Annotated in this window: 10 protein-coding genes; all 10 read left to right on the forward strand. The window is 72.9% G+C overall.

The genetic code is table 11. The features are described from left to right. The first annotated feature begins 40 nt into the window (after positions 1-40). The 10 genes from LUU90_RS11345 to LUU90_RS11390 all read left to right on the forward strand — a co-directional run bounded on the left by LUU90_RS11345 (position 41) and on the right by LUU90_RS11390 (position 16,802). A complete protein-coding gene (locus LUU90_RS11345; protein WP_275003530.1) occupies positions 41-478 on the forward strand; it encodes a MarR family winged helix-turn-helix transcriptional regulator in 438 nt (145 codons plus the stop codon). 114 nt (positions 479-592) lie between these two features. Beyond that, entirely contained in the window at positions 593-2,068 is a 1,476-nt protein-coding gene (locus LUU90_RS11350) for a serine hydrolase domain-containing protein (RefSeq protein WP_275003531.1), read from the forward strand. A 67-nt stretch (positions 2,069-2,135) separates the two neighbouring features. Then, positions 2,136-3,560 carry an Nramp family divalent metal transporter gene (locus LUU90_RS11355; RefSeq protein ID WP_275003532.1) on the forward strand — a complete coding sequence of 475 codons (1,425 nt, stop codon included), beginning with the start codon at positions 2,136-2,138 and terminating at the stop codon, positions 3,558-3,560. Positions 3,561-3,788: 228 nt separating this feature from the next. Further along, positions 3,789-5,396 (forward strand): pyridoxal phosphate-dependent decarboxylase family protein, encoded by a 1,608-nt coding sequence (locus tag LUU90_RS11360; protein WP_275003533.1) that lies wholly within the window; start codon positions 3,789-3,791, stop codon positions 5,394-5,396. Beyond that, positions 5,393-6,811, forward strand: coding sequence for a lysine N(6)-hydroxylase/L-ornithine N(5)-oxygenase family protein (locus LUU90_RS11365; RefSeq protein WP_275003534.1), 1,419 nt, complete (start codon positions 5,393-5,395; stop codon positions 6,809-6,811). The genes LUU90_RS11360 and LUU90_RS11365 overlap by 4 nt, the downstream gene beginning before the upstream one ends. Next, positions 6,808-9,390, forward strand: a complete 2,583-nt coding sequence (locus LUU90_RS11370; RefSeq protein ID WP_275003535.1) for a GNAT family N-acetyltransferase — start codon at positions 6,808-6,810, stop codon at positions 9,388-9,390. Before LUU90_RS11365 ends, LUU90_RS11370 begins: the two co-directional genes overlap by 4 nt. Continuing rightward, positions 9,380-12,049 (forward strand): GNAT family N-acetyltransferase, encoded by a 2,670-nt coding sequence (locus tag LUU90_RS11375; protein WP_275003536.1) that lies wholly within the window; start codon positions 9,380-9,382, stop codon positions 12,047-12,049. The genes LUU90_RS11370 and LUU90_RS11375 overlap by 11 nt, the downstream gene beginning before the upstream one ends. A 9-nt stretch (positions 12,050-12,058) precedes the next feature. After that, entirely contained in the window at positions 12,059-12,919 is an 861-nt protein-coding gene (gene ddaH, locus LUU90_RS11380) for a dimethylargininase (protein ID WP_275003537.1), read from the forward strand. Positions 12,920-13,029: 110 nt separating this feature from the next. Then, positions 13,030-14,943, forward strand: coding sequence for an ABC transporter ATP-binding protein (locus LUU90_RS11385; protein WP_275003538.1), 1,914 nt, complete (start codon positions 13,030-13,032; stop codon positions 14,941-14,943). Then, complete coding sequence (locus tag LUU90_RS11390) at positions 14,940-16,802, forward strand: ABC transporter ATP-binding protein (RefSeq protein ID WP_275003539.1); 1,863 nt, start codon at positions 14,940-14,942, stop codon at positions 16,800-16,802. Before LUU90_RS11385 ends, LUU90_RS11390 begins: the two co-directional genes overlap by 4 nt. The last annotated feature ends 110 nt before the right edge of the window (positions 16,803-16,912 follow it).

Genomic DNA, 16,912 nt, shown 5'->3' on the forward strand with positions numbered 1-16,912 from the left:
ACTGTAGAAGAATGACAGGTTGCTGTCAAAGGAGGTTTTCGTGAACGCCGATGCCGACGGAGCTCTGCATGCCGTCTTCGAGGTGAACCGTCTCCTGCGTGACGCCGGGGAGCGAGTGTCCGCAGCGGCGGGTCAGACGCATTCCCGGCGCATGGTCCTCCAGGCCGCCGGTGATCGCGCCACCGTCCCGGACATCGCTCGCCGGCTCGGGCTCCAGCGACAGAGCGTCCAGCGTGTCGCCGACGATCTGGTCGAGGCGGGCCTGGCGCGCTACGAGGACAACCCGCGTCATCGGCGGTCGCGGTTTCTCGTCACGACAGCAGCCGGAAAGAGTGCGCTAGAGGCGATCCAGCGCGCCCACCGCGATTGGGTCGCGGACCTGGAGGCCACGGTCGGCGACCTCGATTGGGCGCGCCTCGGAGCTGATCTGGACCGCATCGCGCGGGCCGTGGGGAATCGCCCGCAGTCTGCTGGATAGATGGCGGCTCGCGCGCCCGTCATCTGAGGTGACGATGACAGACACCCAGTCTCGTGTCGGCCGCTCGGCGCAGCCGGCCGTGGTCTCCTGGGCTGGACACAGTAGGTTGGCCGGGTGCCTCTCGTCTCACCGCCCCGGGTCCGTCGTCTGCTCGCCGTGCTCGGGGTCGCCCTGCTGGTCACGGCCTGGTCCGTGCCCGCTCGGGCGAGCGCTGTCCAGGTCTCCGCGCTCGATGAGGAGGCGGCCGCGTACGTCAGCGACTACGTCCAGCGCCACGGGTTGCCCGGCGCCGCCTACGCGGTGGTCCTGGATGGTGAGACCGTGACGGTCGGCGGCGCGGGCGGGGTCTCGGCCGACACCCTGATGCCCGTGGCCTCAGTGTCCAAGTCCATCACCGCCTTCGCGGTTCTCCAGCTCGTGGACCGCGGCCTGGTGGAGCTGGACGGACCCGTCACGGACTACCTGCCGTCGTTCTCCGTGGGCGGGACCGACCCTGCTGACATCACCGTGCGGACGCTGCTCGACCACACCTCCGGCCTGCCGAACCCGATGATCGTGCCCGCGACCGGTGACCTGGCCGACGACGTGGGGCACATCGCTCACCTGACGGTCGCATCGACCCCGGGCAGCTCGTACCGGTACAGCAACCTGAACTACTGGACCCTCGCGTACCTGGTCGAGGTCGTCTCAGGGCAGGCGTTCGACGTCTACCTGCACGACGAGGTGTTCGCCCCGCTCGGCATGCACGACACCCGCTCGTTCTTCACTCCCGGCGGCTCGGACGTCTTCGACGAGGGCCACGTGACGGCCTACGGCTCGAGCCTCCGGCTCCCCGAGATGGCCGGCGCCATGGCAGGCTCCGGGGGAGTGGTCAGCACCGCGCGCGACATGACCAGCTGGCTGGCGATGCAGCAACGGGGCGGCACCACGGCGGACGGCGAACGGCTGCTCTCGGCCGATCTCGTGGAGGAGTCCCGCACCGCGCAGCCGAACGCCGGGACGTACGGCCTCGGGTGGCAGCACACGTCCACCGCCGAGCCTGCGCGGGTGGGGCACGACGGTTCCCTGACCCGGTGGAGCGCACGCGTCGATCTCGTGCCGTCGAGCGGGTACGGGGTGGTGGTCCTGCTCGACAGCTACACGCCGACCTTCCAGCACCCGTTCGAGATCAGCACGGGTCTCATCGAGCTCACCGAGGGGCGGGTGGCCGACCCGGGCGCTCCGACCGCGATGATCATCGACCTGGTCCTGGCGGGGCTCACCGTGCTCGTGCTCGTGCTCGGGGTTCGTGGCGTCCTGCGCAGTCGGCGGTGGGCCGACGCGCGGGCGGGCTTCCCGGTGTGGCGGTTCGTGCTGCGGCAGCTTCCGCAGGCCGTGATGCCGGTTCTGGCAGGGATCCTCTTTCTCGGTCTGACGGCGGGCCGGGACAACCCGGCCACGCCGGTGGACGCGTTCGGGCTGTGGCCGGCGGCGACGACGCTCCTGCTCGTCGCGGGGGTGATCGGCGTCGTGCTCATCACGGTGCGCACGGCGCGATGGCGGCGGACGGGGCCTGCGGGTCGCTCCGTGAAACCGCACCTTCGCGGGTGAAATCCGGGGGTAAGGTGCTGGGCACTCCCGGCTCACCCGGGGGCCCCGTCACGACCAGGAGTCACCGTTGACCGCACCCACACCTTCCTCCGACGTCGAGAACACACCCCCGGAGCGGTTCGTCCAGGGCGACCCGTACGCCCTGGACCCCGCGGCGGTGAAGGAGCCGCCCGTCGGCTGGCGGGCGTCGTCGAAGTTCTTCGGGCCCGGCCTGATCGTCTCCGCGTCCGTCGTCGGTGCGGGCGAGCTCATCACCGCGACCTCGCTCGGTGCCCAGGCGGGTTTCGTGCTGCTCTGGCTGGTGTTCGTCTCGACCATCGTCAAGGTGGCCGTCCAGGTGGAGATGGCGCGGTACGCCATCGTCACCGGCGAGGGCGGCATGGAGGGCTACAACCGCGTCCCGCCGCGGATGGGGCGGATCAGCTGGGTCCTGCTGATGTGGGGCCTGATGGCGATCAGCAAGCTGATCCAGACCGGAGGCCTGATCGGCGGCATGGCCGCGGCCCTGTCGATCCTGATGCCCCTCGGTCTCGGGCCGCTCTCGCCGGGCGCCATGGCGATCTGGGCGGTCGTCGTGACGGCCGTCGCGATCGCCACCCTGATCGCGAACCGGTACGGGCTCATCGAGAACGTCGCCACCTTCCTGACCATGGCGTTCGTCGTCGTCACGGTTCTCGTGGTGATCGCGCTGCCGTTCAGTGAGTTCGCGTACTCGGGTGCCGACCTGGGTTCCGGGCTCAGCTTCCAGCTGCCCGTCGGGGCGCTCGGGATCGCGCTGACGATGTTCGGCCTGACCGGCGTCGCGTCCGAGGAGATCACGGCCTACACCTACTGGTGCCTCGAGAAGGGGTACGCCCGGTGGTCCGGGCCGAACGACGGCACGGAGGCGTACCGGCGGCGTGCGCGCGGCTGGATAGCTGTCATGCAGAAGGACGCGATCGTCTCCTGGGTGGTCTACACGGTCTCCACGGCGGCGTTCTACGTCCTCGGGGCCGCGGTCCTGCACCCGCAGGGGCTGGTCCCGGAGGGCAACGAGATGATCCAGACGCTGTCCGAGACCTTCTCCGGCGTCTTCGGTGAGGCGGGCCGGGTCGTCTTCCTGATCGGCGCGCTGGCGGCCCTGGGGTCGACGATCTGGGCGGCGATCCCGTCGTGGTCGCGGTCCTGGGCCAACGCCTTGTCCATCGTCGGCGTCTTCGACTGGGCCGACAGCCGGGCACGCAACCGGTGGATGCGGGTCTTCATCGTCGTCCTGCCGATCGTGTGGCTGCTGACCTTCCTCTGGATCAGCTCGCCGCTGGTGATGATCATGGTCGGCGGTATCGCGGGAGGCATCTTCCTGGCCGCCGTGGCGGTGGCCGCGCTCTACCTGCGCGGCCTCGTCGAGCCGGACCTGCGCGGAGGGGGCTTCATCCGCGTCGCGCTGATCGTCAGCGCCGTGGCGATCATGGGTCTCGGGATCTACTCCGTCGTCACCACGGTGACGGGCTGACGCGGCGGGCTGACCCAGCGGGCTGACCCAGCGGGCTGAGGTAGTGGGCCGAGGCGGTCGGACGGGCGTCCGGAGTGACCCTTGCCACGTTTCGGGTCACAGCCATGGCTTGACGCGGCTTCCCGAACGATTAAGTTAGGTCAGGCAAACCTAAGTAGCGCCCTTCGCCCTCAGGTGCGGACGGCGTACTTCGCCCTTCCCGCAACCCTCCTCAGAGGAGCCTTTCGCATGCCCTCACGCCTGCCCGCAGTGACGCAGCCAGTGACCACGGCACCCTCGCCGGGTGCGAGCCACGACACGACCGCGCTGTTGCGCGGGGCCACCGCGCGCGTCTATGCGGACACGGTCCGCGAGGTCGCCGACGACGTCGCCGCCCGCCTCGTGGCGGTCACACAGCCGTTCTCCGGCGCCAGCCGCTCCGAGCTGCGCTCCCTGGTGGACGCCGTGGACCTCGACGGCCCGCCGTCGGGCACGCGGGAGGCGCTGCGCGAGGCAGGCGACCTGTACGCGAAGCACGCCATCTGGTTCCACGAGCCGACCTACACGGCACACCTGAACTGCCCGGTCGCCCTGCCCGCCGTGGGCGCGGAGACGATGCTCGCCGCGATCAACACCTCGGTCGACACGTACGACCAGTCCACCGTCGCGACCTTCATGGAGCGCCGTCTGGTCGAGTGGACGGCGGGCCGTATCGGGTTCGCGGTCGGCGAGGAGGGCGATGTCGCCGGTGCCGACGGCATCTTCACCTCCGGTGGGACCCAGTCCAACTTCCAGGCGCTGTTCCTGGCGCGCGAGAAGGCCCGCCGCGCGGGCACCGGCCTGGAGTCCATGCGCATCCTCGCCACGGCGGTGAGCCACTTCAGCATCGCCAAGTCCGCGCTGCTGCTGGGCCTGCCGGACGGCGCCGTGGTCACCGTCGGCACCGACGCCGACGGTCGCATGAGCCCGGACGCCCTGGCCCAGGCCCTCGTCGACATCGAGCGCACCGGCGACACGGTGATCGCCGTCGTCGCGACCGCCGGGACCACCGACCGCGGCTGCATCGACCCGCTCGGCCCGATCGCCGACCTGTGCGACGCCGTCGGCACCTGGTTGCACGTCGACGCCGCGTACGGCTGCGGGCTGCTGGTGAGCCCGCGCCGCCGGCACCTGCTGGACGGCATCGAGCGGGCCCGGAGCGTCACCGTGGACTTCCACAAGTCGTTCTTCCAGCCCGTGTCGTCCAGCGCGCTGGTCGTGCGGGAGCGGGCGGACCTCGCGCCCGTCGCCTGGCACGCCGACTACCTCAACCCCGAGGAGAACGCCGAGCCCAACCAGGTCGACAAGTCCCTGCAGACCACGCGGCGGTTCGACGCGCTCAAGCTCTGGGTCACGCTGCGCGCGCTCGGCGCGGACGGCGTCGGCGCGATGGTGGACGCCGTCTGCGACCTGGCCGCCGCCGTGCACCAGGACCTCGCCACGGACCGCGACTTCCGGCTCGTGGGGACCACCGACCTGTCCACGGTCCTGTTCCGCTACCAGCCCGAGGGGCTGGACGCCGCCCGCGCGGACGCCCTCGTCCCGCAGGTGCGGCGCGTGCTGTTCGACTCGGGCCGCGCCCTGGTCGCCAAGACCGTGATCGACGGCCGCCCCTGCCTCAAGCTCACGCTGCTGAACCCCGACGCCACGCTCGCCGACATCCGGGGCGTGCTCGAGCTCGTGCGCTCCGCCGCGCACGGCCTGCTCGCGGGGGAGGCCCTGCTCGACACGGACGAGCCGCCGTGCCGCGACGTGCACCCGCGGCTGGCCCGCGCCGAGCAGAGCACCGGCCCGGAGACCGACGGAGAGACCCGATGAGCGCCGCACCGCCCCCTGCCCATGATCTGCTCGGTATCGGGATCGGCCCGTTCGACCTCGGCCTCGCGGCGCTCGCGGAGCCCCTGGACGACGTCACCGCGGTGTTCCTCGACCAGCGCGACGGGTTCTCCTGGCACGCCGGGATGCTCATTGAGGGCACCACGCTGCAGGTCCCGTTCCTGGCCGACCTGGTGACGATGGCCGACCCGACGTCGCGCTACTCGTTCCTGGCGTGGCTCAAGGCGACCGGCCGGCTGTACCAGTTCTACATCCGTGAGTCGTTCTACCCGCTGCGCGCGGAGTACGACGAGTACTGCCGCTGGGTGGCCGGCCAGCTGCCGACGCTGCGCTGGGGGCGGCGCGTGACGAGCGTCGTGCGGGTCGCCGACCCGGCGGCGGACGGCGCCGGTGGCGACTACGTGTTCGAGGTGACCGCTCAGACCGCCCACGGCGTAGAGAAATACTGTGCCAAGCACCTCGTGCTCGGCACCGGCACGCAGCCCCGCCTGCCCGCCCACCTCCAGGGCCTCGAGGGCGCGGGCCCCGTCGTGCACACCAGCGACTACCTGCCGCACCGGGCGGCGCTCGCGGCCTCCGGCTCGGTGACGGTCGTCGGCAGCGGGCAGTCGGCCGCCGAGGTCTACCGTGACCTGCTGGACGGCTGTGGCACGGGTCCGGGGGAGCACCGGCTGGACTGGGTGACCCGCTCGCCGCGGTTCTTCCCGATGGAGTACACGAAGCTGACGCTCGAGATGACGTCGCCCGAGTACACCGACCACTACGTGTCCCTGCCGATCGAGCAGCGCGACGTCCTGGGGCGCGAGCAGCGCAACCTCTACAAGGGCATCAGCGGCGACCTCGTCGACGACATCTACGACACCCTCTACCGCAAGTCCGCGCTGGGCGCGCACGTGCCGACCACGCTGCTGTCCGACACCGAGGTGTCCGCCGCCCGGTTCGACGCCGACGGCGCGGGCGGGGCGGGCGAGTACGTCCTGACCCTGCGCCACGCCCAGCTCGGCACGACGGCGGAGCACCGCACCCGCGCCCTGGTCGCCGCCACGGGCTACGCCGCCACCGTGCCGGGCTTCCTGGCGCCGGGTCTGGTCAACCTCGACCACCGCGGCCGGTACGCCGTCACCCGCGACTACACCGTCGACGACGACCGGCGCATCCACGTGGTGAACGGCGAGGAGCACACCCACGGCGTCACCGCGCCCGACCTCGGCTTCGGGGCCTGGCGCAACTCCGTGATCCTTGCCGGCGTCACGGGCCGCGATCCGTACCCGACGGAGCGTCGGATCGCGTTCCAGCAGTTCGGCCTGCCGACGTCGCAGGCCGGGCCCGCCCCACGGGTCGAGCCCGTCGAGACCACGGACAGCCGGCCCGACGACGAGATGGAGGCCGCTCGGTGAGCGCCCCGACGACCGTGCACACGTTCACGACGACCACCCGTCTCGGCGAGGTCACCATCGAGCCGGTGGCCCCGGCGCGGGACGCCGACCTGGTCCAGGGCTGGCTCTCCCACCCCGCGGCCTCGTACTGGCAGATGGGTCACCTGCGCGTCGACGAGGTGCGCGAGTACCTCGCCGGCGTCCAGGCCGGCCCCCACGAGGCCGCCTGGCTCGGCCGCCTCGACGGCGAGCCCGTCTTCATGACCGAGACCTACGACCCGGCCCACGTGGTGCTGACCGACGTCCACGACGCCCTGCCCGGCGACCTCGGCATGCACCTGCTCGTCGCTCCGCCCGTCACCCCGCGGCACGGCCTGACCGACGCCGTCATGACGGCGGTCATGCGGTTCTGCCTCTCCGGCGACCGGGCCGACGGCGACTCGCCGCGCAGCTCCGGCGCGGGCCGGGGCGCCACCCGCGTCGTCGTCGAGCCCGACGTCGGCAACCGGAAGATCGCCGCCAAGAACGCCGCCGCGGGGTTCCGCGTGCTGCGCGAGGTGGACCTGGGCCGCGGCGCCCACGCCAAGCGGGCCGCTTTGAGCGTCGCCACCCGTGCCGACTTCGCGCTCTCCGCCCTCGGCGACGGCGCTCTGGCCGGCTCCGACCTGGCCGGCTCCGACCTGGCCGGCTCCGACCTGGCCGGCTCTGACGGGTCCGGCCCCGGCATGGTCGCCACGCACCTGACCGCCGACCACATGGAGCATGCCCACCGGCACCTCGTGGCCAAGGCGCTCGCGGAGCTCGCCCACGAGCGCCTGTTCCACCCGGAGCCCGACGACACGCCGGGCGCACCGTCGGACGGCTACCGCCTCGCCCTGGACGGCGTCACCTACCGGTTCACCGCCCGCCGGTACGCCCTGGAGCACTGGGTGGTCGACCCGGCGTCCGTCCGGCGCACGGCGACCGCCGGGATGCGCGGCGACGTCGTGCTCCCCGTGGACGCGCTCGAGCTGGTCGCCGAGCTGCAGCCCCTGCTCCAGGTGCCCGACGCCCTGCTCGCGACCTACCTCGAAGAGCTGTCCTCCACCCTGGCCAGCGCCGCCGCGAAGCGCGAGCGCGAGATCGACGGGTACACGCCGTCGGTGAGCGGTCTGCTCGAGGCGATGCGCACGGCGTCCGGCACACGCGCCGTCGCCGAGAGCTTCCAGCAGGTCGAGGCGGCCATGTCCGAGGGCCACCCCGGCTTCCTCGCGAACAACGGCCGCATCGGCTTCTCCCTGAGCGACTACCGCGCCTACGCGCCCGAGCGCGGCGCGCGTCTGCGCATGCTGTGGCTCGCCGCCCGCCGGGAGCACACCCACCTCGCGCTCTCCGCCGACCAGACCGAGGCCGGCCACTACGGGGCCCCCGGTCTGCCCGGCGAGCTGTCCGACGCCGAACGGGCGGCCTTCGCCGACCGGCTCGCCGCCCGCGGCCACGACAGCGCGGACTACCTGTACCTGCCCGTGCACCCCTGGCAGTGGGAGCACCGCGTCGCGATCACCTTCGCCGCCGACGTCGCCCGCGGCGACCTCGTGCCGCTCGGTCCCGGGTCGGACGAGTACCAGCCCCAGCAGTCGATCCGCACCATGTTCAACCGCACCCGTCCCGAACGGCACTACGTCAAGGTGGCGCTCGCCATCCAGAACATGGGCTTCCTGCGCGGCCTGTCGCCCGCCTACATGCGCGCCACCCCCCAGATCAACGACTGGGTGGCCGACCTGGTGGCGAACGACCCCACCCTGCGGGGCGCCGGGTTCAGCGTGCTGCGCGAGGTCGCCTCGATCGGCTACACGGGCGACGTCTACCACCGCACGCCCCAGCCCAACGCGCACCGCAAGATGCTCGCCGCGCTCTGGCGCGAGTCGCCGGTACCCGGCCTCGCCGACGGCGAACGCCTCGTGACCATGGCGAGCCTGCTGCACCGCGACGCCGGCGGGCGGTCGTTCGCCACCGCCCTCGTGCGCGAGTCCGGCATCGCGCCCGAGGAGTGGCTCCGCGCCTACCTCGACGCCTACCTGTACCCGCTGGTGCACTGCCTGATGACCTACGAGCTCGCGTTCATGCCGCACGGCGAGAACCTCATCCTCGTGCTGCGCGACGGCGTGGTCCGCCGCGCCGTCATGAAGGACATCGGCGAGGAGGTCGCGGTGCTCGGCGAGCAGCCCCTGCCCGACCGGATCGAGCGCATCCGCTCGGTCGTCGACGACGAGGAGAAGGCGCTCGCGGTCTTCACCGACGTGTTCGACGGCGTGCTGCGGCACCTGTCCGGCATCCTCGCCGAGGACGGCGTGCTGGGTGAGGAGCGCTTCTGGGCGCTCGTCGCGGAGACCATCGACCGGCACGCCGTGGAGCATCCGGACACGGCCGCCCGCGGGGGCAGGCCCGGCATCGACCTGCGGGCCGCGCGTTTCGCCCACTCGTGCCTCAACCGCCTCCAGCTGCGCAACACCCTGCAGATGGTCGACCTGACCAACCAGTCGGAGTCGCTGATCTACGCCGGCACCCTCGCCAACCCGGCCGGCCGAAGAACTCACGGACGATCAAGGGATGATGAGTAACGTGGACTTTGACCTGTTCCGTGACGACCTCGGTATCCCGCACGTGCGGGCCGCCTCGGAGGCCGCACTGGCCTATGGCCAGGGCTGGGTGACCGCACAGGACCGGGGCCTGCAGATCGAGGCCGACCGGATGCGGGCCGAGGAGCGCTACGCGGAGGTCGCCGGCGCGGCGGGCGCGGCCTGGGACCGGTTCGCCGCCCGGGAGCGCCTCGCCGCCACGGCCCGGCGCATCCATGACGCGCTGGACCGGCCGGAGCAGGAGTGGCTCGCCGCGTACGCCGACGGCGTCACCGCGGGGCTGCTCGCCGGCGGGCGGGACGTGCCCGAGCTGGCCGTGGTACCGCACCGGCCGTGGCGGCCGTGGACGCCCATCGGGGTGTTCCTCGCGGCGCACGTGCTGTTCAACGGGTTCCCGAGCATCCTGTGGCGCGCGCACGTGGCCAGGCACCTGCACGTGCCCGGGGTGCCCCTGGAGCAGGTCCTGGGCCTGTTCGCCGCCGACGCCGGCCCGAGCTCCGGCTCGAACGCGTGGGCGGTGCACGGTTCGTTCACGGAGTCCGGCAGCCCGCTGGTCGCGGGGGACCCGCACCGCACGCTCGAGCTGCCCGGTCCCTACCAGCAGGTCCGGCTGGTCTGCACCGACCCGGACGGCCCCTACGACGTGCTCGGGTTCGCCTTCCCCGGGGTGCCCGGCATCCCGCACTTCGGGCACGCGGGCTCCGTCGCCTGGGGTATCACCAACGCCGCCGCGCACCACGTCGAGGTGGTCACCGACGGTGCGGACGGCGCCGGCCCCGGTGGCTGGCACCTGCACTGGCCGGCCCGGGAGCTGTCCGACGTCGGCGTCGCGTCCTGGCGCGCCCTGCTGCACGCCCGCACCGCGCGCGACGTCGCCGACGCGTTCAGCCGGTGGGTGGACCCGGTCAACCGGGTCCTGACCGCAGACAGCACCGGCGAGGTGCTCAGCATGACCGCGGGCAAGGTCCCCGCGGCGGCCGACCGCGCCCTGCCCGCCGCCAAGCCAGCGGACGGCTACGTGGACCTCCCCGCACCCGTCCCGGTGACCCAGGTCGCCGTCGACGCGAACGAGCGGCCGCGGACCCAGGCGCCCGCCGAGCTGGACGGCCGCCCCGGCCTCGGCCCCCGCGACACCAGGCCCGGCCGCGAGGCCCACGACCTGGGCTGGTCCTACGCGCCGCACCGTGCGGATCGGATCCGGCAGCTGCTCGCCGCGGCGACCGTCCCTGAGTCGCCGGAGACGCAGGGGCGCATCCACGGCGACACCCGCGACCTGGGCGCGCCCGGCCTCGTCGAGCACCTCGCGGCCGACACCTCGGCCGCCGCCGTGCGCCTGCGCGCCTGGGTGGCGGACGGCGCCCACGTCGACGCCGGCTCGTCCGACGCCGCCCTGTACATGCGGTGGCGGGACGCGTTGACCCGCCGCCTCGCCGCGCACCCCGTGTTCGCCGCCCTGCACGAGCCGCACGGACAGGACCCGGCCTTCGCCCCGGTGCTCGGCGGCGTGCTCGACGTGCCGACGGCGGTCGGCGCCGGGCTCACCCGGATCCTCGCCGCCGACTGGCTGCGCATCGACTCCGCCGCCGAGGCGAGCGCGGCGCTGGCCGAGGTGGCGGGTGCCGCCGTCGGGCAGAGCGCCGGAGGTGCTGTCGGACGGAGCGCCGGAGGCGCCGTCGGGCAGAGCGAGCCCACGTGGGGCGAGCTGCACGTCCCCGACCCCCTGCCCCCGGTACCGGGCCCCGGCGAGCCGACGGACAGCGTGGCCCTCGCCCCCGTCTCCGGCAACAACGAGACCGTGCGCTGCACCGGCGGGTCACCCGGCGTCGCGCCCACCGCCTACCGCGGCTCCGTCGCCCGCTACGTCTGGGACCTGGCCGACCGCGCGGGCAGCCGCTGGGGCGTCCCCTTCGGCGCCGACGGCCGGCCCGGCAGCGCCCACTTCGACGACCAGCACGCCACCTGGGCCGACGCCGCCACCACACCCGTCGTCACCGACTGGGACCTCCTGCACCCCGCGGACACCACCCTCCGGCTGCTGAACGGCGCTCGCGGCGAGGAGGTGTGGCGCCGCGACTTCGGTGCGGACGGCCTCGTCACCGTGCACATGCTCGACCCGGACGCCGATGCCGACGTCCTGCACGGCTGGTTCATCCAGCCCCGCGCCGCGTTCTGGGGGATGGGCGACCACACGCGCGACGAGGTGCGCGACACCTACGCGTTCGTCGAGTCCCTGCCGACGCACCATGCGTACCTGGTGCGGTGGGACGGCGAGCCCGTCGTGCTGCTCCAGGCGTACCACCCCGAGCACGACCCGGTCGCCACCGCCTACGAGGTGCGGCCGGGCGATCTCGGCATGCACTTCTTCCTCGGCAGCCGCGGCCCGGTCGCCCGGCACGGCTCGCCCGACGACCCGTGGAAGGTGCTCGGGCCGGCGACGCGCGAGTTCCTCTTCGCCGGGCCGGGAACCCGCCGGCTGGTCGGTGAGCCCGACGCGAACAACAAGAAGGCCCTGCACCGGATGGCGGTCATGGGGTTCACCGCCGGCGAGCGGGTGTCGTACGAGTCGCCGCAGGGTCCCAAGGTGGCCCGGATGGCCTACCTGACGCGCGAGCAGGCGGCCGTCGGCGGGGTGGTCCGCTAACGTCGCGGGATGGCGACCGAACCGACCACTGCATCGACGACTGCATCGACCACCGAGCCGAGCACCGAGCCGGCCGCTGAGCCGGCCGCTGAGCCGGCCGCAGGGCGGGCCCGGCCCACCCTGCTCGTCCGCCCGCCGTCGGTACGCCTGGCCGACGGCGAGCTCACCCACCTGGAGCGCGTGCCGGTCGACGCCGACCTGGCCGCGCAGCAGTGGCAGCGGTACGTGGAGGTGTTCCGCGGCTACGGCTGGGACGTGCGCGCGGTGCCGGCCGCCGAGGCGTACCCCGACGGGGTGTTCGTCGAGGACGCGGTGGTCGTCTTCGACGGCCTGGCCGTCCTGACCCGGCCGGGTGCCCTGTCCCGGCGCGGCGAGGTCGAGTCGGTGCGGCCGGTGGTCGAGGGAGCGGTGCACGAGCTCGCCGAGATCATCGAACCGGGCACGCTCGAGGGCGGCGACGTCCTCAAGGTGGGCCGCACCGTCTACGTCGGGCGCACGGCGCGCACGAATGCCGACGGCGCCGCCCAGCTCCGGGTGCTGCTCGAGCCGCGCGGGTGGCGCGTCGTCGAGGTGCCCATGACCCGGGCGCTGCACCTGAAGTCGGCAGTGACCGCCCTGCCCGACGGCACGGTCATCGGGTACGAGCCCTTGGTGGAGGACACCGGAGCTTTCGACGCGTTCCTGCCTGTCCCCGAGGCGGAGGGCAGCGCCGTCGTCGTGCTGGACCGGACGACGGTGCTGATGTCCGCGGCCGCTCCCGGTACCGCCGACCTGCTCCGGGGCCGCGGGCTGACCGTGCTCACCACGCCCGTCACCGAGTTCGAGAAGCTCGAGGGCTGCGTCACGTGCCTGTCGGTGCGGGTGCGCTGAGCGGGCTCCGAGCCGTCGCTCCAGACCCGCCAGGTGGTGTGGCCCACGTCACACCCAAACAAGGTGCTTACCCAAACTAACAAGTTGCGGGCGGCGGGATAATGGACCTGATGCCTCAAACAGCCGACAGTTCGAATCGATCTGATCCTTCGTCCGAGCGCAGCACTCTCGCCTCGATCCGTCGTCTCCACCCCTACGTCCGCACCGCCCTGCCCCGCCTGATCGGCGGGCTGGTCGCGTCGCTCGGCGCCAGCCTCATGGCGCTCTCCATCCCCGCCGTGCTGCGGTGGGTCACCGACGGCCCGCTCACCCAGGGTGCCCGCGACCACGACTGGTCGGGCCTGATCTGGTCCGTCGTCCTCGTCGCCGTGCTTGGTGCGGGGGAGGCGGGCCTCATCCTGCTGCGCCGCACCCTCGTGATGTTCCCCGGCACGCGCGTCGAGGCCGGGATGCGCATGGCCCTGTTCCGCCACCTGCAGGACCTGCCCGTGGCGTTCCACGACCGCTGGCCCGGCGGACAGCTGCTGAGCCGCATCATGGGCGACCTCGGCCTGCTGCGCCGCTGGCTCGTGTTCGGCGTCCTGCAGCTCGTGGTCAGCTTCGTGACGATCGTCGTGGGCGTCGGCCTGCTCGTCGCCACGGGCGGCTGGCTCGGCATCATCTTCCTGTGCGGGTCGATCCCGGTGACGATCCTGGCGTTCCGGTTCTCCAGCAAGTACCGCAAGATCTCGCGGCTCTCCCAGGACCAGTCGGGCGACCTCGCCACCACCGTCGAGGAGTCGGTGCACGGCATCCGCGTCCTCAAGGCGTTCGGCCGCGGCCCGGACGCGCTCGACCAGTTCACCGACCAGGCCGAGGGGTTGCGCGAGACCGAGCTCCGCAAGGCCACGACCGACGCCGGCCTGACCACCGCCCTGCGCGTCATCCCCGAGGTCACCCAGGGGATCGCGCTGGTCGTGGGTACCTACCTGGTCGCGTCCGGGGACATGACGCTCGGCACGCTCGTCGCGTTCTTCGCCACCGCCCAGGTCATCAACGGCCCGGTCGTCGACCTCGGCATGACGCTCTCGATGACGCTGAACGCGCGCACCGCCGTTGACCGGTTCTTCGAGGTCACGGACACGGTCAACCCGCTGACCGACCCGGCGACACCCGCCGACGTCCCGGCGGTCACCCCGGGCCAGGCCGCGCAGGCCGGCGGGCACGTCGCCTTCCGCGACGTCACCTTCCGGTACGACGACGCCGCCCGCCCCGTGCTCGACCACGTAGACCTGGAGCTGCCGCCCGGCACCACCACCGCGCTGGTCGGCCTGACCGGCTCCGGCAAGTCGACGCTCGCGATGCTCCCGCCCCGCCTCTTCGACGTGACCGAGGGCGTGGTCGAGGTCGACGGCGTCGACGTCCGCGACATGACGCGCGCCCAGGTGCGCGAACGGGTGGCCGTCGCCTTCGAGGACCCGACGCTGTTCTCCGCCTCCGTGCGCGACAACGTGCTGCTCGGCGTCTCCGACACCCTCCCGGGGGCCGAGCGCGAGGCGCTCCTGACCCAGGCCCTGGAGATCGCGCAGGCACAGTTCGTCGCCGGCCTGCCCGACGGCGTCGACACCCGCATCGGCGAGGAGGGCATGTCGCTGTCCGGCGGGCAGCGACAGCGCCTCGCGCTGGCCCGCGCCATCGCCGCCCGGCCCCGGGTCCTCGTGCTCGACGACCCGCTGTCCGCGCTCGACGTCACCACCGAGGAAGCCGTCACGGCCCGCCTGCGCGACGTGCTCGTGGCCACGACCACGCTGGTCATCGCGCACCGGCCGTCCACGGTCGCCCTCGCGGACCGGGTGGCCGTGCTCCAGGGCGGCCGGATCACCGCCGTCGGGACCCACCACGACCTGCTGGCGAGCGACCCGCACTACCGCTACATCATCTCGAGCCTCGAGGACGACTACGAGGCGCACGAGCACGAGCACGAGCACGACCGTGAGCACGGTCCGGACGAGCGGGACAAGCAGAACGAGGGGGCGCTCTCATGACGGCAACCACCCAGCCCACGACCGGGCCGGCCGACCGCCGTCGGCCCACCGACGCCGCGGCGGACGACGAGACGAGCCTCGGCAAGGAGGCCTCGCGCAGCGTCCGCCGCCGGTCCATGCGCCTGCTGGGAGACCTGCTGCGCCCGCACAAGAAGGCGCTGGCCTGGGCCGCCGTGCTGGTGGTCGCGTCCACCCTCGGCCAGGTCGCGGGCCCGTGGCTCGTGGCGGTCGCCATCGACCGGGCGGTGCCGGCCCTGCAGGACGGGTCGGTCACGCCGCTCGTCCTGAGCGGCGCCGGGTACCTCGCGGCCGCCGTGCTCGGCGGGGTGGCCGCCGGCGCGTACGTGCGGGCCGCCGCGCGTATCGCCCAGGCGGTGCTGCTGGACCTGCGCCGCCGCGTGTTCCGCCAGACCCAGCGGCTGTCGCTGGAGTTCCACGAGTCGTACACGTCGGGCCGGATCATCTCCCGGCAGACCTCCGACCTGGAGGCGCTGCGCGAGCTGCTCGACGGCGGCCTGACCGGCGTCGTCTCGTCGCTGCTGCTCATGGTGTTCACGTTCGTGAGCCTGCTGCTCATCGACTGGCGGTCCGGCCTGGTGCTCGCCGTGGCGTTCCTCCCGGCGTGGCTGCTCACCCGCTGGTTCCAGCGCATGTCGCAGGTGTTCTACCGGGAGCAGCGGACGGCGTCGGCCCGGCTCATCGTGAAGTTCGTCGAGACCATGACCGGCATGCGCGCCGTGCAGGCGTTCCGCCGCGAGCCCACCACCGAGGCCGACTACCGCAAGCTGGGCGAGGACTACCGCGACGCCAACCTGCAGATCTTCGGCGTCAACGGCCGGTTCCAGCCGGGGCTCATCCTCATCGGCAACATGACGGTGGTGGCCGCGCTGGCGGTCGGCGGCTGGCGTGTCCTGGACGGCACGATGGACGTGGGCGTCCTGGCGGCCGTGCTGCTCTACTGCAAGCGGTTCTTCCAGCCGGTGCAGCAGCTCGGCATGTTCTACAACTCCTTCCAGTCGGCCACCGCGGCGCTGGAGAAGGTGTCGGGCCTGCTCTCCGAGGAGCCCACCGTCACGGAGCCCGCGAACCCGACGTCCCTGCCGCTGGGCGACGGCGGCCGGGCCCGCGGCGAGTTGCGACTGGACCACGTGCGGTTCCAGTACGGGGACGGACCCGTGGTGCTGCCCGACCTGGACCTCTCGATCCCCGCGGGGCAGACCGTGGCCGTCGTGGGCACCACCGGCGCCGGCAAGTCGACGGTGGCCAAGCTGGTGACCCGGTTCTACGACGCGTCGGAGGGCGCGGTGCGCCTGGACGGCGTCGACGTGCGTGACCTGTCGTCGAGCGACCTGCGCCGCGCCGTCGTCATGGTGACCCAGGAGGCGTACCTGTTCAGCGGGTCCGTGCGCGAGAACATCGCGCTCGGCCGCCCGGACGCCACCCAGGAGGAGATCGAGGCGGCGGCCCGGGCGGTCGGGGCGCACGAGTTCGTGCTCGACATGCCCGACGGGTACGACACCGACGTGAACAAGCGCGGCGGGCGTGTGTCGGCCGGGCAGCGGCAGCTGCTGTCGTTCGCCCGGGCGTTCCTCGCCGACCCGGCGGTGCTCGTCCTCGACGAGGCGACGTCCTCGCTCGACATGCCCGGCGAGCGGCTCGTGCAGCGCGGGCTGCAGACGCTGCTCGCGGACCGGACGGCGATCATCATCGCCCACCGCCTGTCCACGGTGGCGATCGCCGACCGGGTGCTGGTGATGGAGCACGGGCGGATCGTCGAGGACGGCACGCCCGCGGAGCTCATCGCCGGGGACGGGCAGTACGCACGCCTGCACGAGGCCTGGCTGGACTCGCTGGTCTGACCGCGTCGGCCGGTGCGGCTGAGCCCGCTCCCGGCGTCGGCCCTCTCCTTCGAGGCCTAAGTTTCTCCGCTCTGAGACGTTTCAGTACGGAGAAGCTTAGACCTCGAAGG

Source organism: Promicromonospora iranensis (assembly GCF_028994775.1).
Taxonomy (GTDB): domain Bacteria; phylum Actinomycetota; class Actinomycetes; order Actinomycetales; family Cellulomonadaceae; genus Promicromonospora; species Promicromonospora iranensis_A.

Excerpts from the sequence above, each read along its gene's own strand:
- LUU90_RS11360 (WP_275003533.1), top strand. The coding sequence starts at position 3,789 with ATGCCCTCACGCCTGCCCGCAGTGACGCAGCCAGTGACCACGGCACCC.
- LUU90_RS11365 (WP_275003534.1), top strand. The coding sequence starts at position 5,393 with ATGAGCGCCGCACCGCCCCCTGCCCATGATCTGCTCGGTATCGGGATC.
- LUU90_RS11375 (WP_275003536.1), top strand. The coding sequence starts at position 9,380 with ATGATGAGTAACGTGGACTTTGACCTGTTCCGTGACGACCTCGGTATC.
- ddaH (WP_275003537.1), top strand. The coding sequence starts at position 12,059 with ATGGCGACCGAACCGACCACTGCATCGACGACTGCATCGACCACCGAG.
- LUU90_RS11385 (WP_275003538.1), top strand. The coding sequence starts at position 13,030 with ATGCCTCAAACAGCCGACAGTTCGAATCGATCTGATCCTTCGTCCGAG.
- LUU90_RS11390 (WP_275003539.1), top strand. The coding sequence starts at position 14,940 with ATGACGGCAACCACCCAGCCCACGACCGGGCCGGCCGACCGCCGTCGG.